A 20,394-nucleotide genomic window follows, 5' to 3' on the forward strand; every position below is an offset into this window, starting at 1 on the left:
GGCAACTGCGATGATCAGCGTCAGGATGATGAACATCATCCGCTTTTCAGTCTGCACCGCGGCGAACCAGGTCTTGTTTTGCTGTGACCAGTCGCTTAGGTAAACGTTGCCGGTCAGGATGCGCGTCAGGTCGCGCGCCACCTGCGGCGCACGTTGCATGTCTTCGATGCGCAGCCGCAGGCCGGTCGGCGCTTCCAGCTTGAACATGCGCTGCGCGTCCTGCAGGTGGATGAAGGCCAGCGTCGAGTCGTATTCAAAATGGCCGGCTTCGAAAACGCCGACCACGTTGAACTGCTTCAAGCGCGGGATCACGCCGGCCGGCGTCACCTGGCCCTGCGGCGCAATGATGGTGACCTTGTCGCCCAGCGTCACGCGCAGCGCCTTGGCGATTTCGCTGCCCAGCACGATATTGAATTCACCGTCGCGCAAATCATTGAAGCTGCCGCGCCGCACCTGGGAAGCCACGTCCGACACTTTCGGCTCCAGTTCCGGCAGCACGCCGCGGATATAGACGCCGCGCACGCTGTCGTCGCGCGTGATCATCGCCTGCGCCGCCACATAGGGCGCTGCCCCGCGCACTTCCTTTTGCTGGAACGCTTCGCGCGCGACCGCATTCCAGTCCTTCATGCCGCCGCCGGCATCGAATACTTCAATATGCGACAGCACCGACAGCATGCGGTCGCGCACCTCTTTCTGGAAGCCGTTCATTACCGACAGCACGACGATCAGCGCGGCCACGCCCAGCGCGATGCCAGCCATCGAAATCAGGGAAATGAAGGAAATGAAGCTATTGCGCCCGCTGCGCTTGCCGGCGCGGGTATAGCGCAGGCCGACCATCCATTCGAACGGCATATTCTTGATAAAGGACAAAGGGGCTCCTGGCCGCAGTTTGCAAAACGCCGAGTGTGCCACACAAGCTTGGTAATAAGTAACGATCAGGTCAACTGGCGCTGCCGGACTACAATGCCGGCATGGCCACCATTGATCTTTTGCTGCCCTTTGCCCTGCCGCCCCCCGAACTCGCCCGCGACCTGCTGCGGCAAGTGTCGCTGCCTGCCCTGTCCACCCTGCTGGCGCGCGGAGCAGTCGACCGGCAGCAATACGACCCCTATTCCCGGCTGTTGCCACACCAGCAATGGCTGCTCACGCACGGCGACCCCGAACTTGCCCGTAGCGGCGTGGCGGCCAGCGCCATGACCGGCCTGGGACTCGCACCGGGCACGGGAAAATGGTTCATGCTGCACCCGGCAAGCCTGCACATCGCCCGCGACCACCTGGTGCTGACCGACTTGCGCCACTTGCAACTGGAACAGCAGGAATCGCGCGCCCTGTTCGACGTCGCCCGGCCACTGTTCGACGAAGCAGGCAGGGAATTTCTGTACGGCACCGAGACCCTTTGGTTCATGCGCGCGGACGACTGGGCGGCTATCGAAACATCAGCGCCGGATGCCGCCGTCGGCCACAACATCGACATCTGGATGCCGCGCGGCGCCGGTGAGCGCGCCTGGCGCAAACTCCATAATGAAGTGCAGATGACGTGGCACACATTGGACAGCAACCATCAGCGTGAAGCCAGCGGCCGGCGCATGATCAATGCCCTGTGGTGCTGGGACACGCATACCGATACTGCCGGCTCCCCGGCGTCGGCTGCCGGCAGTCATGACCAGGCCACAGCGCTGCTGGATGCCTTCCTGCCCGGCACGCCACGGGCAAGCCAGGCCAGCCTGCCGGCGCTGATCGCGGCTGGAGGACGCTCGCTGGCAGTGGTCGACAGCATGACGCCAGCGGCCTTGTCCGGCGACTGGCACCAATGGATCAACGCGATGCAGGCGACTGAGCAAACATGGTTTGCACCATTGCTGGAAGCGCTGCGCAGCGGAAAGATTGACCGGGCCACCCTGGTGCTGAGCGACAGCACGCGGCTGCTGCAATTGCAATGCAGCCGCTGGGACTTGAAGAAATTCTGGTCCAGGCCGTCGCTGGCCGCCCTTGCCTAACCCTCAATAGCAAAGCACCAATGACCCGAATCGCCACCCGTCCCTACCCCTTCCGGCATGCCGAAGTGCTGCGCCAGAGCGGCATCCACCCGGTGCTGGCGCGCGTGTTCGCTGCGCGCGGACTGACCCAACCGGGCGAGCTGTCCAGTGAACTGCAGGCGCTGTCCCCGCCGTCCGGCATGCTGCACACAGAAGCCGCGGCGGTTTTCCTGGCCGACGCCATCGCCGCCGGCAAGAAAATGACGGTGGTGGCCGATTACGACTGCGACGGCGCAACCGCCTGCGCGGTAGCGCTGCGCGGTTTGCGCATGATGGGCGCCAAGGTCGATTTCATCGTGCCCAACCGCTTCGAGTACGGCTACGGCCTGACACCAGAAATCGTGGCGCTGACCGCTGCCGAGTGCGCGCCCGACATCATCCTGACGGTTGACAATGGCATTGCCAGCATCGACGGCGTGGACGAAGCCAACCGGCGCGGCATCGAAGTCGTGATCACCGACCACCACTTGCCGGGCGACCGTTTGCCGCGCGCACGCGTCATTGTCAATCCCAACCAGCCCGATTGTGGCTTTCCGAGCAAGCACCTGGCCGGCGTGGGCGTCATGTTCTATGTGCTGCTGGCGCTGCGGGCGGAACTGCGCAAGCGCGGCGTTTTCAGCGCCGAAAACCAGCCGCGGCTGGATGCCTTGCTCGACCTGGTGGCGCTGGGCACCGTGGCCGACGTGGTGCGTCTGGACGCCAATAACCGGGTGCTGGTGGCGCAAGGACTCAAGCGCATCCGTGCCGGCCGCATGCATGCGGGCGTGGCCGCCCTGTTGCGCATCGCCGGGCGCGAGTCGGTGCGCGCCACGCCTTTCGACCTGGGTTTTGCGGTCGGTCCGCGCCTGAACGCTGCCGGCCGGCTGGCCGACATGGCGCTGGGCATCACCTGCCTGATGACGGACGATCCGGACCAGGCGCACGCCATTGCCGAGCAACTCGACGCCATCAATCGTGAACGGCGGGTGATCGAATCCGACATGCAGGACGCTGCGCTGCTGGCGCTGGAGGGCATTACGCCACACAACCGCAGCACGATCTGCATGTTCGACCCCGGCTGGCACCAGGGCGTGATCGGCATCGTTGCCTCGCGCCTGAAAGACAAGTTTTACCGGCCGACAATTACCTTTGCACCGGGCGGCGACGGCGTGATCAAGGGCTCCGGCCGCTCGATCAACGGCTTCCACTTGCGCGATGCACTCGACCTGGTTTCCAAACGCGCGCCCGACCTGATCGAGCGCTTTGGCGGCCATGCAATGGCGGCCGGCCTGACGATCAAGTCCGCTGACTTCGACGCCTTCAGCGCCGCCTTTGAAGAGGTCGGCCGCAGCTGGCTGAGCGACGCCCAGCTCGAACGCCTGGTCGAAACCGACGGCCCGCTGGAAGATGCGTATTACACGACCCAGTTCATCAGCCTGATGGAGACCCAGGTCTGGGGCCAGGGCTTCGCCCCGCCGCTGTTCTGCGATGAATTCCAGGTGCTGAACCAGCGTGTGCTGAAGGACAAGCACCTGAAGCTGGTGCTGGAAAAAAATGGCCGCAAACTGGACGCCATCTGGTTCAACCGCGTGGACGCCCTGCCCGGCCGGGCGCGGGTGGCGTTCCGGTTGGACGCCAATGAATACAACGGCGTCACCCGGGTGCAGTTGATGGTCGAGCATGCCGAGGCGGTATAGCGGCATGGCGGACTAACGGGATGCCGGGATGGCGCGACCGTGCCATCCTGTCATTACCTGCACGCTACGCCACCCATGCCCGGTTTGGGCCACGTCGTAAGCTATAATCCCGGGTTTGATTCGACTGAGCCCATCATGGAAGCTGAACGCCTGAATTCCCTCTCCGCCCTGCTGGCGGACCTCGTCTCCCGGGAAGCTGAACTACGGAGGTATCTTTGACTTCGCTGTGAAGTTGGAGAAACTCGAACAAGTCAGCCAGGAACTCGAAGACCCTACCGTCTGGAACGACCAGAAACGCGCGCTCGAACTGGGCCGCGAAAAGAAAGCCCTCGAAGCCATCGTGACGACGCTGGAAAAGGCCGAATCCGGCCTGCGCGACGCCACCGACCTGTTCGCCATGGCGCGCGAGGAGCAGGACGAAGACACTCTGGTGTCGATCGAAGAAGACACCGCCCACCTGCGCAAGCTGGTCGAAGACCTGGAATTCCGCCGGATGTTCAACAATCCGATGGATCCGAACAATTGCTTCGTCGACATCCAGGCCGGCGCCGGCGGCACCGAAGCCCAGGACTGGGCCTCGATGCTGCTGCGCCAGTACCTGCGCTACTGCGAACGCAAGGGCTTCAAGGTTGAAATACTTGAACAATCGGACGGTGAAGTGGCCGGCATCAAGACCGCCACGCTGAAGGTCGAAGGCGACTATGCCTACGGCTTTTTGCGCACCGAAACCGGCGTGCACCGGCTGGTGCGCAAGTCGCCGTTCGACTCGGCCGGCGGTCGCCATACCTCGTTTGCCAGCGTGTTCGTCTATCCGGAAGTGGACGAGTCGATCGACATCGACGTCAATCCGGCCGACGTGCGGGTGGACACCTACCGCGCGTCCGGCGCCGGCGGCCAGCACATCAACAAGACCGATTCCGCCGTGCGCCTGACGCATGGTCCGAGCGGCATCGTCGTGCAGTGCCAGAACGACCGCAGCCAGCACCGCAACCGCGCAGAAGCCTGGGAAATGCTGAAGTCGCGACTGTACGAGCTGGAACTGCGCAAGCGCATGACCGAGCAGCAAAAGCTGGAAGACGCCAAGACCGACGTCGGCTGGGGCCACCAGATCCGATCCTATGTGCTGGACCAGTCCCGCATCAAGGACCTGCGCACCAATTTCGAGACCGGCAACACAAAATCCGTGCTCGATGGCGACCTCGATGACTTCATCGCGGCATCACTGAAACAAGGCGTGTAAATAAAATGATGACCGACAAATACTCCGCCGTGACGGAAGAAAAAGACGAGAACACGATCATCGCCGAGCGCCGCGGCAAACTGGCTGCGCTGCGCAAGCAGGGCGTCGCGTTCCCGAACGACTTCCGTCCGCAGCACAAGGCAGCAGCGCTGCAGGTGCAACACGAAAAGACCGAGCGCGAAGTGCTGGAAGCCGACGCCGTGACGGTGGTGGTGGCCGGCCGCATGATGTTGAAGCGCGTGATGGGAAAGGCGTCCTTCGCCACCATCCAGGACAATTCCGGCGCCAATGCGGAAGGCCGCATCCAGCTTTACATCAGCAACGAGCTGACCGGCGAAGCCGCGCATGAAGCCTTCAAGCACTACGACATGGGCGACATACTCGGCGCCACCGGAACGCTGTTCAAGACCAAGACCGGCGAATTGTCGGTACGGGTGACGGCGCTGCGCCTGCTGACAAAATCGCTGCGTCCGCTGCCGGACAAGTTCCACGGCCTGGCCGACCAGGAAACCCGCTATCGCCAGCGCTACGTCGACCTGATCATGAGCGAAGAGACGCGCCGCACCTTCCGCGCACGCACCGCCGCCATGACGTCGATCCGCAACTTCATGAACGAGCATGACTTCATGGAAGTCGAAACGCCGATGCTGCACATGATTCCCGGCGGCGCGGCAGCCAAGCCCTTCATCACCCATCACAATGCGCTCGACATGGAAATGTTCCTGCGCATTGCGCCCGAGCTGTACCTGAAGCGGCTGGTGGTCGGCGGCTTCGAGCGCGTGTTTGAAGTCAATCGCAACTTCCGCAATGAAGGCGTGTCGCCGCGCCACAATCCGGAATTCACGATGATGGAGTTCTATGCCGCCTACGTCGATTACAAGTGGCTGATGGACTTCACCGAAGCCGTGATCCGCCAGGCCGCGATCGACGCGCATGGCACCGCCGACCTGACCTACCAGGGCCGGCCGCTCGACCTGTCCAAGCCGTTCCACCGGATGACCATCGTCGAAGCCATCAACAAGTTCGCGCCGCACTACACCAACGAGCAATTGCACGACGCCGCATTCCTGAAACAGGAACTGAAGAAATTCGGCGTCGAGCCGCATGTCATTTCCGGCCTGGGCGCACTGCAATTGTCGCTGTTCGAAGAGACTGCCGAATCGCAGTTGTGGGAACCGACTTACATCGTCGACTATCCGGTCGAAGTGTCGCCGCTGGCACGCGCATCGGACACGGTGCCCGGCATTACCGAACGCTTCGAGCTGTTCATTACCGGGCGCGAGATCGCCAACGGCTTTTCCGAGCTGAATGATCCGGAAGACCAGGCCGCGCGCTTCCAGGCGCAAGTGGCCGCCAAGGACGCCGGCGATGAGGAGGCAATGTATTACGACGCCGACTATATCCGCGCCCTGGAATTCGGCATGCCGCCAGCCGGCGGTTGCGGCATTGGCATTGACCGGCTGATGATGCTGATCACGGATTCGCCCAATATTCGCGACGTGATCCTGTTCCCGCATTTGCGCCGGGAAGACTGACCCGCTGCTGCCAGGCTTGCTTCTCATGAGCCGGGCTACGGACCCAATCGGTCCGTAGCCCGGCTGGCATGCCGCATACCCATCCCGCCTGCCGACTTCCTCCGCCAGTTCCTCGCATTAACACCCGTTTGCGCGTCGGTCACGAACCAGTAATATCCTGATGCCAAAATAATTGCCATAAGAACAATTTCATGCGGCATTCGCTAATCAGCGAATCTGCCCTGATGCCAAGGGCATACCCACGCAATCAACAGAATCCCTTATGTGGAACGAAGAACAAACAACGCTCATCGTGGAATTTTGCGCGCTGGCTGGCCTGCACGACTCGACCAGCGCAGTGCTCGAAACCGGCACCGTAAATTGCAACGACATTCCTGTCACCTTGCTGCCCGCAGCGTCATCGCAATCGATCCAGGTCTATGTTCAACTTGGTGTGCCACCCGAAGAAACAGCAAGCGCAATCTATCGCCGGCTGCTTGAACTGAACCTGCTGTTGGCACATCGCCAGGAGCGCCTGGCGCTGGAACCCGGGACCGGCGTGGCTATCCTCTCCTACGAATTGACGGCGCCTGCGCCGGCGCAATTGCTCACCAGCCTGCAATACGCATCTGCACGCGCGCACGACTGGCGCTGCGGCTATTTCCTGGACGATGAAGAACCACTGGCGCAAGCATGCACACGGTAAGCATCCCGCGCATGTCAGCACCGGAAGGCGTGCAAGCCACGCTTGCTCCGGAAGACGACGTTGCCTGCAAGCCACCGCGACCGGTCGTAACCGCGCTGTACCATGCCGCCCGGGACTATGCGGGCCAGGCCGCAGGCCGAAGCGTTGGCCTGGGGATCTTCGTCGCCGCGTCGGCATTGGCGCCATCGACGCTGCCCATGCGACTGGTTGCCGGATCCGTTGGCGCGCTGAGCGCGGGCACCCAGGCCTACCTGATCGCCAGGAACCAGATCGGCATCGAAAGTCGTTCCCAAAAACTCGGCATCGGCGTTTGCACGGTCGCTGCGGCGGCCGCCGGCGCATGTGTGGCAGGGCTGGGTAGCGCCCAGCCAGTCATGACGCTGGCGGTCGGTACGGCGCTGACTGTCGCTGCCTCGTTGCTGCGACTATGCGGCAGCGACGATGAGACAGCCTCCGCCGCCGACGGCGCCAAGGCAATTGCATTCTTCATGGGAACGGCGGCCACACTGACTGCCGTGACCGTGACCGACAAGCAATGGATCTCCGCCGCACCGGAACTGGCGGCGCGTACTTTGGGCACGGCAGGCGAATCGCTGGTCGTGGAACTGTGCAAGTCTTCACTGGAAAGAGCTGGCCTCTCGGTGAACCGCGAGGTACTCAATTTCAGAGGGCAGGTGCTGGCCAGTGTTGCCGGCACACTGCCATATCTTGCCGCCACTGTGCTGCTCAATGGCTATGTCGGCGCACTCCTGAGAGGGCCCAACGATGCCTATCGGTTCAATGAGCTGATCGGGCCGCTTCTGATTGGCGCAGTGGCCAACGCCATACGCGGTGCATCGAATGCCGCAGCGCTCTACCTGTTGCACCGTGAGGGGCATTGCATTGGTAAACCGGAGGCCCAGAGCATCCGTGGCAGCGAGGGTTTTCGATTACCGGATTTGTCGGCGCTTGGGCAAAAAACCGCTATCCGGTTTTTCCTCAGCACCTGCCGCAATGCAATCTACCTGAAAATGCGGGAACATGGCATGAGCGTGATGCAGGCTGGCTGCCTGGCACAGTTGGTGTATGCCTTCTTTGCCCAGAACCGGGAGCTGATTTTCGAGTTGATGCAAGCCAGGGGCTGGACCGAACCGACACTGGCCGTGCGCGGCTGACGCCAGGCGGCGGGCACTGGTTACATGCGATTACAGATTACACAGTTTTCCACTGGTTCCAGGCGATATCGCATCCGATAATTCCTCCAAGGGCACTTTCGTTGACCCGTGGAGAAAGAAGTGGAAACAACATCCAAACGCATGCACCCCCTGATCGCTGGCGCTGCCGTATCCGTGATCGTGGTCAGCCTGGTTGGCGTAGCCGCCATCACCGGGCTCCTGCCAAATTCGCATGGCACTGCAGCAGCACCGAGCACCACGCCTGACACGGCGCTGGCCGCCAAATCCAGCGCCCCGGCGCCCGAGCCGGCAACCGTGGCGACCAGGGCCGCCTCGCGCGCGGCAGCCGCTGCGGTCGACAATAAATATGCGCTGCTGCACGACGACGAACCGGCCAGGCCAGCCAAGCAACTGGCGCGTCCCAAGCCGGTAACGACGGTCCAGGCGCACGACAACGTTCCCGGCTATTCGCCGCTGCCAGCGCCAGCGCCGCGCCAGCAGCCTTATCCGGCAGTGACCGCACCAGCGCCGGTCTATGCACCGCCGCAACAGGTTGCGCAAGCACCGATCTGCCATGATTGCGGCCGGGTTGAATCAGTCCGTGCCATCGCCACACAGCAAGCGCCGACGGGTCTGGGCGTGGTCGGTGGTGCAGTGCTCGGCGGCATCCTGGGCAACCAGGTCGGCGGCGGCACCGGCCGCACGTTGGCCACGGTTGCCGGCGCAGTCGGCGGCGGCTACGCTGGCAATGAAGTCGAAAAACGCACCCGCGGCGGCGCCAACAGCTACCAGGTGCGGGTGCGGATGGAAGATGGCAACGTGCGCACCTTCCCCTACGACAACCAGCCAAACTGGACTGTCGGCGACCGGGTTCGCGTGGTTGACGGCTACCTGCGCCAGGCTTCCTGATTCGGCTGCAGGAATCACTGCCACAACTTGAGTCGCAGCCTCATGCGGCCAATTGAATGAAGGGGATCGCTGCATGCGATCCGACAGGGCCGCCAGGTGCGGCCCTTTTTCATTTCAGTCACGCCTCAGTCATCCGCACCCACATTCCAGCCAGACGCAATCAAGCGCACATTGCCCTGTATGCCCGGCTTGGCATCACTGCCAAACGCAATCCTGATTTCTATGCTGCCGCTGTCCAGCACCGTGGCGTCCACCACGGTGTCGGCCGGCCCCACACCGGCGCCCTGCCACGCATATTTGACGCGCCAGGCCTCGCTGGCATCTTTCGGCGGCACCATTTCAATCACCAGCGCATCGCGGAACAGGTAGCCGCCCTCGTAGTGCTCGTTGATCCATAGCTTGCGGTCGATTTCATAGTCGGGAACCCGCACGCCCAAGGTCATGCTGTAGGCCAGCGAGCGCCGCCGCGGATTGACGCGCGCGCTATTGGCCAGGAACACGGTGGAAACATACAGCGAACGATGCTGGTCGCGCTGCGTCATCCACTCCTTGTGCGACAGGCAGGCCACGGAGTCCTCTTCCGATGTGCGCCGCGTCAGGTACCACAGCTTGCCGCGCGGCGCAGCCAGCAGCTCGAACTGATACAGCGCATTGACTGCATGCCCGCTGCTGGCTTGCTGCTCCACCGCTTCCGGCAGCCGGATCTGCTCGATATCCACCCACATGTCGACCCGTACATCGCCAAACAGGAAGCGCGTCAGGTTCTGGTACGCCTCCTCACTGTTGACGATGCCGAAATAGCCCGAGTGCGCCCGGTACGCAAACGCCTTCGCACACGGCGCCCCCTTGCCGCCGGCATCGGTCCAGCCGGACAGGGTGGCGTTTTCTATCCGCACCAGGCCGTCGCTGCCCTGGCCGACAAAATTGCGCGACAGGCCGAACGCCGCTTCGTAATCGAGCCGGTTGGTGCCGACCATGCAAAACACCCGCGCCGATGGCAAGCGCTGCTCCGGTATCCAGTCGACCCGCCTGGTCTGCTCAAAGGCGCGGCCCAGGCCCAGGTAAGCCGCCATATTGTCGCGATTGAAGTTGTTGATGTCGTTGTGGGCCAGCCAGCCCGGTACGTTGATGCCCGCCACATCGATGCCGTTGTGCGGCGTGGCGTAAGTGAAAAACTTGTCGACATACCGGTGCGCGTCATGCGGATCGTGCGCCGGGTTTTGCAGCAGTGCGCGACACACCAGCCCGCCCATCGAATGCGCCACCAGATAGCAGCGAAACGTGTCCGGCGTCAGCTTGTTGGCCTGGTTGGCGCACGCGAGGTCGCGAATGCGGATGATCAGCTCGCCCAGCTCGCGCGCGAACTGCTCGATCGGCGGGCGCTGGCCGGAGCCGAGCAAGCGCGATGCTTCATCGTAATAGCGATAGATGATGATGGAACGGCGCGCAAGCCGGTTATCCGGATTGTCTTTCCATTCGTCATCCATGATGTCGTAGCCGTCCTCATACACGTCCTGGTAACCGAAATCGGAAAGCAGGCGAACGGTAGGCGACTCAAAAATGTATTTTCGTGGCGGCCGATCCCTTTCGGGTACGGCGCGGTAGACGGTGGAGCCAAGATTGAAACCGCAAAAGGGATCGGCGGTCGTGCTGTCGATTTCCTGCGCGGACATGGCGTAGCCACGCACGTAAATGATCGGATGGAACCGGGCGTTCTTGTCGGGCATAGGCGCTCCCTGTTGGCACGTGGTGCATGTCAGGGAACGATAAGGCCAGTGGCGGCCATGGTGGCTAAGTCAGGACCTGACCTAGTTCAACATAGTGCAAAACGGGAAAGCCGTACGTTAATACATCCGGCAAATGTGAGCATGTGTGCGGGCCTGCCTTTGCGACAGGCCGCCGGCGCGCGGGTGCGCGCGATCGAATCCGCAACTAGGCGTCGTCCTCATCGCCTTCGGCGATCCATGCGGCCTGGATCGCTTCCAGCACGCGCTCGCCGCCGCGGGCCGGATCGTCGTCAAAGCCGTCGAGCGTGCATACCCAGTTATGCAGGTCGACGAAGCGCACCGTCTTGGGGTCGATATCGGGATACTTGTCGCTCAGTTCTTCCGCAATCATCGTGACGTCGTTCCATCTCATCGCCATTCTCCTTAGCCGTTCTCGCGCGCGTGGTTGATCGTGTACTTCGGTATTTCGATCACCAGGTCTTGTTCGCCGACCAGTGCCTGGCAGGACAGGCGGGAAGTCGCTTCCAGGCCCCAGGCCATGTCGAGCAGATCCTCTTCCTTTTCGAGCGGCTCATTGAGCGAATCGAAACCCTCCCGCACGACGACGTGGCAGGTGGTGCAGGCACAGGACTTTTCGCAGGCGTGTTCGATCTCGATATCGTTGTCGAGCAGGACGTCGCAAACAGACCTGCCGGACGGCGCTTCTATCACGGCGCCTGCAGGGCAAAGAGTGGCATGGGGCAGTACGACGATTTGCGGCACGATCTTCCTTTCTTGGTTCCGGGGCAATGCGCCGGGGGTGGTCATCTGTCAGCAGGCTGACGGCTTTGAGCAAGCCGCCCGGCCATCGCAATCAGGCCAGTTCGTCGAGCTTCCTGCCGGTGAGCGCCTTGCGTACGCTGCGATCCATCCGGCGCGCAGCGAATTCTTCGGTACCGGCAGCCAACGCCTCGACCGCGGTCTTGATCGCCAGGTGGTCGTCCGCCGCTACCTTGGCCTGCAAGTCGGCGATCAGCGCGACGACTTGATCGCGCTCTTGCTCGCTGAGCAGTTCGGCGCCATCGGCATCCAGCGCAGACTGGGTCGCCAGGATGATGCGCTGGGCATCCACCTGTTCTTCGCGCAGCGCGCGCATTTTCATGTCCACATCGGCCGACTGGAACGAGTCCTGCAACATGGTCGCTACCTGGTCATCGCTCAGGCCGTAGGACGGCTTGACCACGATCGAGGCTTCCACGCCGGAATGCAATTCGCGCGCCGAGACCGACAACAAGCCATCCGCATCGACCTGGTAGGTGACCCGGATACGCGCAGCGCCGGCCGCCAGCGGCGGAATGCCGCGCAACTCGAAACGCGCCAGCGAACGGCAGTCCGACACCAGTTCGCGCTCGCCCTGCACCACGTGGACCGCCATTGCGGTCTGGCCATCCTTGAAGGTGGTGAATTCCTGTGCGCGTGCACACGGGATGGTGGAATTGCGCGGAATCACCTTCTCGACCAGGCCGCCCATTGTTTCAATGCCCAGCGACAGCGGAATCACATCCAGCAGCAGCCAGTCGTCACCCGGCGCACGATTGCCGGCCAACAGGTTGGCCTGGATTGCGGCGCCCAGCGCCACGACCTTGTCCGGATCGATATTGGCCAAGGGGGTCTTCTTGAAAAAATCCGTCACCGCACGGCGCAAGTGCGGCATGCGCGTTGCACCGCCGACCAGCACCACACCATCGATATCGTCCACCGCCAGGCCGGCATCGCGCAGCGCGCGGCGGGTCGGGGTCATGGTCTTGGCAATCAGGTGCTGCGTGATCTGTACGAACTCGTGCGCCGACATCGTCAGGTGCACTTCTTCGCCGGAACTCAATGCAGCGTCGATATGCGTTTCCGCCATCGTCGACAGCAGCTCCTTGGCCTCGCGCGACTTCACCATCAGCAAGCGGGTATCTTCGTCCGACAAGGGCGAGAGCTTGGCTTGCTCGATGATCCAGCAAAACAGCCGATGGTCGAAGTCGTCGCCGCCCAGTGCGGAGTCGCCGCCGGTGGCAAGCACTTCAAACACGCCGCGCGACAGGCGCAGGATGGAAATATCGAAGGTGCCGCCGCCCAAATCGTAGACGGCGAACACGCCTTCGGACTCTTGGTCCAGGCCATAGGCAATCGCCGCAGCAGTCGGCTCGTTGAGCAGGCGCAGCACGTTCAGGCCGGCCAGTTGCGCCGCATCCTTGGTCGCTTGCCGTTGCGCATCGTCGAAGTAGGCCGGCACCGTGATGACGGCGCCGACGATATCGTCGCCGAGTGCATCTTCGGCGCGCTGGCGCAGCGTGGCCAGGATCTGCGCCGAAATTTCGACCGGGCTCTTGATGCCGGCCACGGTGCGCACCTGCACCATGCCGGGCGCATCGACAAAGTCGTAGGGCAGGTTTTCTGCGTGGGCAATGTCTTTCAGGCCGCGGCCCATGAAGCGCTTGGCCGACGCAATCGTATTGCGCGGATCGGTGGTCTGCGCCGACATCGCCTTGTAACCGATATGCGCATTGCCATTTGGCAGGTAGCGCACCACGGACGGCAACAGCGCATGGCCATCTTCGTCATCGATCACTTCGGGAATGCTGTTGCGCACCGTGGCCACCAGCGAATTCGTGGTGCCAAGGTCAATGCCGATCGCCAGTCGCCGCTGGTGCGGGACAGTCGACATGCCGGGTTCTGAAATTTGCAGTAGTGCCATAAGTCGTCAGGTCAGTCCGCCAGGCTGTCGACTACACGAGCGACCTCACTGCCGAATTTTTCAAGGAACATCAGCTGGCGCACACCTTGCGCCGCTGTTTCGTAATCGTCTGCTTCCAGCTGGCCGCCGATGCGCAGCAACTGCTGTTTTATCGTGGCCTGCAATTCGTCGGCCAGGCCTTCCAGCACATCCATGTCTTTGGACTTGCGCGCATCGTCCAGCGTTTCGCGCCATTCCATCTGCTGCATCAGGAATTCGCGTGGCATTGCGGTGTTGGACTCGGTTTCGAGATCGACATCATGCAATTCACACAGGTAGGCGGCGCGCTTGAACGGATTTTTCAGCGTCTGGTAGGCTTCATTGGCGCGCGTGGCCCACTGCATCGCGACCCGCCGCTCGGCGTCCGGCGCCGTCACGAACTTGTCCGGATGGACCTGGTTCTGCACTTCGCGATACGCCTCGTCCAGCAATTGCAGGTCGAGCGAAAAGCGTTGCGGCAGGTGGAACAGCTCGAAATGGTTTTGCATATCATCCTGAAACAAGGGCCGCCCCGCCACGGCGGGCACGGCCCCGGGACTGCCGCGGCGCAAGCCGCATTGCCGTGTCAGATACGGAAGCTTTCGCCGCAGCCGCACTCGTCCTTGACGTTCGGATTCTGGAAACGAAAGCCTTCGTTCAGGCCTTCGCGAGCGAAGTCCAGCACCGTGCCATCGACATACGGCAGGCTCTTCGGGTCAACAAACACCTTGATGCCCTTGGACTCGAAAACCTGGTCCTCGGTGCTTGCCTCGTCCACATATTCCAGCTTGTACGCCAGGCCGGAACAGCCGGTGGTGCGCACGCCCAGCCGCAGGCCGACGCCCTTGCCGCGCCGGTCCATATAGCGGGTCACATGCTTGGCTGCTTGTTCGGTCAGTGTGATTGCCATGGTTGCCTTGCCGTAGTGTCTGTCAGTGAGTTACAGGCTCAGGCTGCTTGCGTGCTGCCGGCCGTCGCTTCTTGCGCATGCCGCGCCTTGTAGTCCTGCACCGCTGCCTTGATGGCGTCTTCCGCCAGGATCGAGCAGTGGATCTTTACCGGTGGCAGCGCCAGTTCTTCGGCGATCTGGGTGTTCTTGATTTCCATTGCCTGGTCCAGCGTCTTGCCCTTGACCCACTCGGTCACCAGCGACGACGACGCAATGGCCGAACCGCAGCCGTAGGTCTTGAACTTTGCGTCCTCGATCACGCCATCGGGACCGACCTTGATCTGCAACTTCATCACGTCGCCGCAAGCCGGTGCGCCGACCATGCCGGTGCCGACCGTGTCGTCATCCTTCTTGAAGGAACCGACGTTGCGGGGGTTTTCGTAATGGTCGAGTACTTTTTCTGAATAAGCCATGGTGCGCTCCTGTGACTGTGTCTGTATCTGGTTTACTTCCGGTGGCGGGTCATGCCGTGCTGCGTGGCGCTGACCCGGCCTGCATGTCCATCGCGGCCCTGGGCGATCAGTGCGCCGCCCACTGTATCGATGCAATATCGATACCTTCCTTGTACATATCCCACAGCGGCGACAATTCGCGCAGCTTGCCGACCTTTTCCTTGATCAGGCGAATCGTGAAGTCGATGTCCTCTTCGGTGGTGAAGCGCCCGAAGGTGAAACGGATCGAGCTGTGCGCCAGTTCGTCGCTGCGGCCCAGCGCGCGCAATACATAAGATGGTTCCAGGCTGGCCGAAGTACAAGCCGAACCGGACGACACCGCAATGTCCTTGATCGCCATGATCAGCGACTCGCCCTCGACGTAATTGAAGCTGACGTTGAGGTTATGCGGCACGCGATGTTTCATGTCGCCGTTGATGTAGACCTCTTCCATCTCGGTCAGGCCTTTTGCCAGGCGGGCGTTGAGCGCGCTGATGCGGGCGACTTCTTCGTCCATCTCCAGCTTGGCCAGGCGGAATGCTTCGCCCATGCCGACGATCTGGTGGGTTGGCAGCGTGCCGGAACGCAAGCCGCGCTCATGACCGCCGCCGTGCATCTGCGCTTCGATCCGCACGCGTGGCTTGCGACGGACATACAGCGCGCCGATGCCTTTCGGACCGTAAGTCTTGTGGGCGGTAAAGGTCATCAGGTCGACCTTGGTTTTTTGCAGGTCGATCGGCAGCTTGCCGGTGGCTTGCGCCGCGTCGCAATGGAAAATGATGCCCTTCTTGCGGCACAGTTCGCCAATCTCGTCGATCGGCTGGATCACGCCGATTTCATTGTTGACCAGCATGACCGACACCAGGATCGTGTCCGGGCGCATCGCTTCTTCGAGTTGCTGCACCGTGATCAGGCCATCGGCCTGCGGCTGCAGGTAAGTCGCCTCGAAACCCTGGCGCTCCAGCTCGCGCACCGTATCCAGCACCGCCTTGTGCTCGGTCTTGACGGTGATGATGTGCTTACCCTTGGTCTTGTAAAAATGCGCCGCACCCTTCAGGGCCAGGTTGTTGCCTTCGGTCGCGCCGGAGGTCCAGATGATTTCGCGCGGATCGGCATTGACCAGCGCGGCGACGTTTTCGCGCGCTTCCTCGACCGCCTTTTCTGCCGTCCAGCCATACAGGTGGCTGCGCGAAGCGGGATTGCCGTACTGCTCGCGCAGGTAGGGAATCATCGCATCGGCCACACGCGGATCGACTGGCGTGGTCGCCGAGTAATCCAGGTAGACCGGGAAATGCGGTGCTTTCAGGGTGTCGAGCAAGGTTTTTGTCAAAGCTTGGTTCATTTCTTCCACTCCACTACAGTTATCAGGCTGGCGCCGTGTTGTTGGTTGTCCGGTGCAGGGTGACCACCGACTCATTCTGCTTGTGCTTCTGCTTCTGGACCAGGTCGCCCAGCGAAACCGAATCCAGGTAATCGACCATCTTCGCGTTCAGCGTCGCCCACAGGTCATGCGTCATGCAGCGCGTGCCATGCTCATGCTCGGCCGCGCCGCTGTGGCAGTTTTCCTTGCCGCCGCATTGGGTAGCATCGAGCGGCTCGTCCACCGCGATGATGATGTCGGCCACGGTCACGTCTTCCATCTTGCGGGCCAGCATGTAACCGCCGCCCGGACCGCGTACCGATTCAACGATCTCGTGGCGGCGCAACTTGCCGAACAGTTGCTCCAGGTAAGACAAGGAAATTTCCTGCCGCTGGCTGATGCCGGAAAGCGTCACCGGTCCCTTGTCCTGGCGCAGCGCCAGATCAATCATGGCGGTGACGGCGAACCGTCCTTTTGTTGTCAAGCGCATTGCAAGCCACTCCCGATACCGTTAATCACTGCAGTTTTTCAACCCGAAACCAAAGCTGGAATCCCAGGGATCCGGATGGCGGACGCCCTATTCCCTACTGATTTGGTCGAGTATAACAAACTTGACTGATCTTGTCAGGTATTAGCTAGCTCGAAATGTTAGGAAATTGCGTTGCAGACCAACATTATTTCATACCGGTGCGCTCGCTGCTCGGCGCCGTAGCAGGTGCAGCGGGCGAAAGAACGCATGCATGGCCGGATTGGCAATAAAGGAGATGTTGTACGGGTGTTCCGCCACGACGCGCGGGAACCGGCCGATATCGTCCAGCCCCGCCACCAGCTCGGCCACCTTGCCCCACAGGACCAGGGTCGGCAATGCGCCGGTACGGTTTGCGAGCGCTTCCAATACGACTTCCAGGAAGGGCCGCCAGGCGCGTGCGTCCTTTATCGGCGGCACTTCGGGCCGGTACACCAGCGCGGCATTGAGCAGCAGGAAACCGTGCCCGTGCAGCGATTGCTGCATCTCCGGCAGGGTCTGGATCATGTTGCTGTCGGGCGAGCGCGCATGGCGCGATGCTTCGGCAACCGGTTCGCCGGTGCACTCGCCCGGGCTCAGCATGCCTTCGCAGACCAGCAGCATCTTGATGAAGTTGCGCAGCGAGGTGGCGCGGTTGACCCTGGTCGACAGCCCCTTGTCGGACCACAGCGCATCGACTGCGCCGTCCATGAAGCACACGCCGGTCGCGCTCTCGGGCCGCGGATAAGGGCCCTCGCCGACCAGCACGGTACGCACGGCGTCGATTGGCAGTGAAAAAGCGGCAAACAGCCGATTGTCGTTGGGCAGGTAATCGGACGCGACCAGCGCCGGCAGGTAGGCCGGATCAGCGGCGGCGATGGCGCGCAGGCCTTGTTCAAGGATGGGGCGCCAGGACGGATGGGCGCGGTTGAGCGCGGGGGAGAGTTGTGAGGGAATCATGCGGCCGTATTGTAGCGTTTGCCGATGCGGGCGCTTGCCTTGGCGAGAGCACCGGGAAGACGAATCTCACTGGAGCTACAAAGCATCAAATTTGATGCTTTATCCCTACAGGCAGACCGGCGAGATGAAAATAACCGGCCCCACTGCCGATCAATGCTCCAGCAGCAAGGACCCGAAACCCTGCACCCGATCCGTAATGCCACTGTCGCGCAAGGCGTGCCAGTAGATCGCCGTATTGATCGCGATCACCGGCTTGTCCAGCCAGAATTCGGCAATCCCGGCCAGCCGCGCCGCTGCCAGGTTGGTGCCGACCTGGACAATCGCTTCCACCGACGGGTCGTTGAGGCGAATCATCGTGTCGCGCAACTGCTTTTCCGACACGTGGGCGATGTTGACCGGACTGCTGCATTTGAGTCCTTCCAGCGCCACCACTTCATAGCCGCACTCGGCAAAAAAGCGCAGCACCTGGGCGTCGCCCACCGGCTGGTAAGGCGTGATCACGGCAATGCGCTTGATGTCGCCATAGCAGGCCAGCGCCGCATTGACGGCGTCGGCGCCGGATGTCACCGGTTTGCCGCCCGAGATTTCCTTCATCCGCGCCATCAGCTTCTTGCTGCCCTCCACGCCATCCCAGAAAGTCTCGGAGGACATGCCCAGCACCAGCCGGTCCGGCTGGCAAGTCATGACCACCCGCGCGGCTTCATCCATCGAGGCCCGGATGTTGTCCATCAGGCGATTGAAATCCGCATCGTCGCGGATCGGCTCGTCCGGTATGTACAGGCGGCCAAAATGGTTGGTGACGCCATAAGGACGCATATCGTCCATTTCAGGCTGGACGGACGTATTGGTCGACGGCGCGATGATGCCCAGGCGCAGCCGGAAGCCGAGTGAATCGGTCATGACTGTGTTCTCCCCTCGTTTATTTTTATTCAGGTGCCGACATTATCAGTGCCGCTGGCGCCGAACAACTGCTCCTTGAGCACATGCAACTGGTCGCGCACCTGCGCTGCCTTTTCGAATTCCAGGTTCTTGGCATGGTCGACCATCAGCTTCTCCAGCCGCTTGATCTCCTTGCTGGCCTGCTTCTGGCTCAGCGACGCATAGCGCACCTGGTCCTGCGCCACCTGCAACTCCAGCCGTGCTTCCTGCGGGTTGTAGACGCCATCGATCAGCTCGCGGATCTCTTTCTTGATCCCCATCGGCGTGATGTTGTGGAGCAGGTTGTGCGCCACCTGCTTGGTGCGACGCCGCTCGGTCTCGTCGATCGCACGGCGCATCGAATCGGTGATGCGGTCCCCATACAGGATCGCCGTGCCATTGATATTGCGTGCGGCGCGGCCGATGGTCTGGATCAGGCTGCGCTCGGAACGCAGGAAGCCTTCCTTGTCCGCATCCAGGATGCTGACCAGCGATACCTCGGGCAGGTCCAGGCCTTCACGGAGCAGGTTGATGCCGACCAGCACGTCGAAGACGCCCATCCGGAGCTCGCGGAGCAGCTCCACCCGGCGCAGCGTGTCCACGTCCGAGTGCAGGTATTCGACCTTGACTCCGTGCCCCAGCAGATAGTCGGTGAGGTCCTCGGCCATCCGCTTGGTCAGGGTGGTGACCAGCACACGCTCGTTCTTCGCGGTGCGGGTCTTGATTTCACCGAGCAGATCATCGATCTGGCCTTTGGTGGGCTTGACGACGATCTCGGGGTCGATCAGTCCGGTGGGCCGGATGATCTGCTGCACGAAGCCGTCGGCCTTGCCGAGCTCATACTTGCCCGGCGTGGCGGAGAGGTAGACGGTCTGGCCCACGCGGTCCTGGAACTCGTCCCACTTCAGCGGGCGGTTGTCCATCGCGGAGGGCAGCCGGAAGCCGTGGTCCACGAGGTTCCGCTTGCGGGACATATCGCCCTCGTACATGGCGCCGATCTGCGGCACGGTGACGTGTGATTCGTCGATCACCAGGAGGAAGTCGTCCGGGAAGTAGTCGATCAGGCAGTGCGGCGCGGTTCCGCGGGCGCGTCCGTCGATGTGCCCGGAGTAGTTCTCGATGCCGTTGCAGAAGCCCATCTGCTGCATCATTTCCAGATCGTAGGTGGTGCGCATCCTCAGGCGCTGCGCCTCCACGAGCTTGTTCTGGCTCTCCAGGACCTGGAGCCGCTCGGCCAGCTCGTCCTCGATCCGCTTGATGGCCCGGCCCATCCGCTCCGGTCCGGCGACGTAGTGCGAGGCCGGGAAGACGTACATCTCGGTCTCATCCCGGATGATCTCCCCGGTGAGCGGGTGCAGGGTGTAGATGTTCTCGATCTCGTCGCCGAAGAACTCGACCCGGATCGCCAGCTCCTCATACATCGGGATGATTTCGACGGTGTCGCCGCGGACCCGGAAGGTGCCGCGGTGGAAGTCCATGTCATTGCGGGAGTACTGCATGGAGACGAATTTGCGGAGCAGGTCGTCACGGTTCATCTCCGCACCCTTGCGGAGCGTCACCATGCCGGCG

At 62.2% G+C, this 20,394-nt stretch carries 20 protein-coding genes; 7 read left to right on the plus strand and 13 right to left on the minus strand.

Annotation, left to right across the window (positions count from 1 at the left end; all coding sequences use genetic code 11):
- Positions 1 to 870: ABC transporter permease (locus tag Q7T64_RS08855; protein WP_304794535.1), on the minus strand; the 870-nt coding region annotated here is incomplete at its 3' end.
- A gap of 101 nt (positions 871 to 971) precedes the next feature.
- Between Q7T64_RS08855 and Q7T64_RS08860 the strand changes: the two genes are divergently transcribed.
- From Q7T64_RS08860 to Q7T64_RS08890, 7 genes are all read left to right on the plus strand, one after another.
- Positions 972 to 1,997 carry a hypothetical protein gene (locus Q7T64_RS08860; RefSeq protein ID WP_304794539.1) on the plus strand — a complete coding sequence of 342 codons (1,026 nt, stop codon included), beginning with the start codon at positions 972 to 974 and terminating at the stop codon, positions 1,995 to 1,997.
- Between the two features lie 20 nt (positions 1,998 to 2,017).
- Positions 2,018 to 3,712 carry a single-stranded-DNA-specific exonuclease RecJ gene (recJ, locus tag Q7T64_RS08865; protein WP_304794542.1) on the plus strand — a complete coding sequence of 565 codons (1,695 nt, stop codon included), beginning with the start codon at positions 2,018 to 2,020 and terminating at the stop codon, positions 3,710 to 3,712.
- 135 nt (positions 3,713 to 3,847) lie between these two features.
- Positions 3,848 to 4,952, plus strand: a protein-coding gene (gene prfB, locus Q7T64_RS08870) for a peptide chain release factor 2 (RefSeq protein ID WP_304794545.1) whose coding sequence is annotated in 2 segments (ribosomal slippage) — positions 3,848 to 3,928 and positions 3,930 to 4,952 — 1,104 coding nt in all. Because the reading frame shifts where the segments join, the coding sequence is not laid out codon by codon here.
- A gap of 5 nt (positions 4,953 to 4,957) precedes the next feature.
- The gene (gene lysS, locus Q7T64_RS08875; RefSeq protein ID WP_304794547.1) at positions 4,958 to 6,487 is read left to right on the plus strand and encodes a lysine--tRNA ligase; all 1,530 of its coding nucleotides are present in this window, start codon (positions 4,958 to 4,960) and stop codon (positions 6,485 to 6,487) included.
- A 262-nt stretch (positions 6,488 to 6,749) separates the two neighbouring features.
- Positions 6,750 to 7,172, plus strand: coding sequence for a CesT family type III secretion system chaperone (locus Q7T64_RS08880; protein WP_304794551.1), 423 nt, complete (start codon positions 6,750 to 6,752; stop codon positions 7,170 to 7,172).
- An 11-nt stretch (positions 7,173 to 7,183) separates the two neighbouring features.
- Positions 7,184 to 8,326: a hypothetical protein gene (locus Q7T64_RS08885; protein WP_304794554.1), complete on the plus strand. Its 1,143-nt coding sequence runs from the start codon at positions 7,184 to 7,186 to the stop codon at positions 8,324 to 8,326.
- Positions 8,327 to 8,446: 120 nt separating this feature from the next.
- Positions 8,447 to 9,235, plus strand: coding sequence for a glycine zipper 2TM domain-containing protein (locus Q7T64_RS08890; RefSeq protein WP_304794557.1), 789 nt, complete (start codon positions 8,447 to 8,449; stop codon positions 9,233 to 9,235).
- Positions 9,236 to 9,360: 125 nt separating this feature from the next.
- Here Q7T64_RS08890 and Q7T64_RS08895 read toward each other — a convergent pair whose 3' ends face one another.
- The 12 genes from Q7T64_RS08895 to uvrB form a co-directional block, all read right to left on the minus strand.
- Positions 9,361 to 10,962: a triacylglycerol lipase gene (locus tag Q7T64_RS08895; RefSeq protein ID WP_304794559.1), complete on the minus strand. Its 1,602-nt coding sequence runs from the start codon at positions 10,960 to 10,962 to the stop codon at positions 9,361 to 9,363.
- Between the two features lie 205 nt (positions 10,963 to 11,167).
- Positions 11,168 to 11,374, minus strand: a complete 207-nt coding sequence (iscX, locus tag Q7T64_RS08900) for a Fe-S cluster assembly protein IscX (RefSeq protein ID WP_304794562.1) — start codon at positions 11,372 to 11,374, stop codon at positions 11,168 to 11,170.
- Positions 11,375 to 11,385: 11 nt separating this feature from the next.
- On the minus strand, positions 11,386 to 11,724 hold the full coding sequence (fdx, locus tag Q7T64_RS08905; RefSeq protein ID WP_304794566.1) for an ISC system 2Fe-2S type ferredoxin: 339 nt from the start codon (positions 11,722 to 11,724) through the stop codon (positions 11,386 to 11,388).
- Positions 11,725 to 11,815: 91 nt separating this feature from the next.
- Positions 11,816 to 13,684 carry a Fe-S protein assembly chaperone HscA gene (gene hscA, locus Q7T64_RS08910; RefSeq protein ID WP_304794570.1) on the minus strand — a complete coding sequence of 623 codons (1,869 nt, stop codon included), beginning with the start codon at positions 13,682 to 13,684 and terminating at the stop codon, positions 11,816 to 11,818.
- An 11-nt stretch (positions 13,685 to 13,695) separates the two neighbouring features.
- The gene (gene hscB / locus Q7T64_RS08915) at positions 13,696 to 14,211 is read right to left on the minus strand and encodes a Fe-S protein assembly co-chaperone HscB (RefSeq protein ID WP_304794575.1); all 516 of its coding nucleotides are present in this window, start codon (positions 14,209 to 14,211) and stop codon (positions 13,696 to 13,698) included.
- A gap of 77 nt (positions 14,212 to 14,288) precedes the next feature.
- Complete coding sequence (gene iscA, locus Q7T64_RS08920; RefSeq protein WP_304794579.1) at positions 14,289 to 14,612, minus strand: iron-sulfur cluster assembly protein IscA; 324 nt, start codon at positions 14,610 to 14,612, stop codon at positions 14,289 to 14,291.
- Between the two features lie 38 nt (positions 14,613 to 14,650).
- Complete coding sequence (gene iscU / locus Q7T64_RS08925; protein ID WP_304794582.1) at positions 14,651 to 15,064, minus strand: Fe-S cluster assembly scaffold IscU; 414 nt, start codon at positions 15,062 to 15,064, stop codon at positions 14,651 to 14,653.
- Positions 15,065 to 15,170: 106 nt separating this feature from the next.
- Positions 15,171 to 16,424 carry an IscS subfamily cysteine desulfurase gene (locus tag Q7T64_RS08930; protein ID WP_304794585.1) on the minus strand — a complete coding sequence of 418 codons (1,254 nt, stop codon included), beginning with the start codon at positions 16,422 to 16,424 and terminating at the stop codon, positions 15,171 to 15,173.
- A 22-nt stretch (positions 16,425 to 16,446) separates the two neighbouring features.
- A complete protein-coding gene (gene iscR, locus Q7T64_RS08935; protein ID WP_304794588.1) occupies positions 16,447 to 16,932 on the minus strand; it encodes a Fe-S cluster assembly transcriptional regulator IscR in 486 nt (161 codons plus the stop codon).
- A gap of 189 nt (positions 16,933 to 17,121) precedes the next feature.
- Positions 17,122 to 17,907: a uracil-DNA glycosylase gene (locus Q7T64_RS08940; RefSeq protein WP_304794592.1), complete on the minus strand. Its 786-nt coding sequence runs from the start codon at positions 17,905 to 17,907 to the stop codon at positions 17,122 to 17,124.
- Between the two features lie 150 nt (positions 17,908 to 18,057).
- Positions 18,058 to 18,807: a hypothetical protein gene (locus tag Q7T64_RS08945; RefSeq protein WP_304794595.1), complete on the minus strand. Its 750-nt coding sequence runs from the start codon at positions 18,805 to 18,807 to the stop codon at positions 18,058 to 18,060.
- Positions 18,808 to 18,836: 29 nt separating this feature from the next.
- Positions 18,837 to 20,394, minus strand: a 1,558-nt coding sequence (gene uvrB, locus Q7T64_RS08950) for an excinuclease ABC subunit UvrB (RefSeq protein ID WP_304794598.1), incomplete at its 5' end; no start/stop codon positions are given.

It is taken from the genome of Lacisediminimonas sp. (assembly GCF_030645335.1).
Taxonomy (GTDB): Bacteria; Pseudomonadota; Gammaproteobacteria; order Burkholderiales; family Burkholderiaceae_D; genus Lacisediminimonas.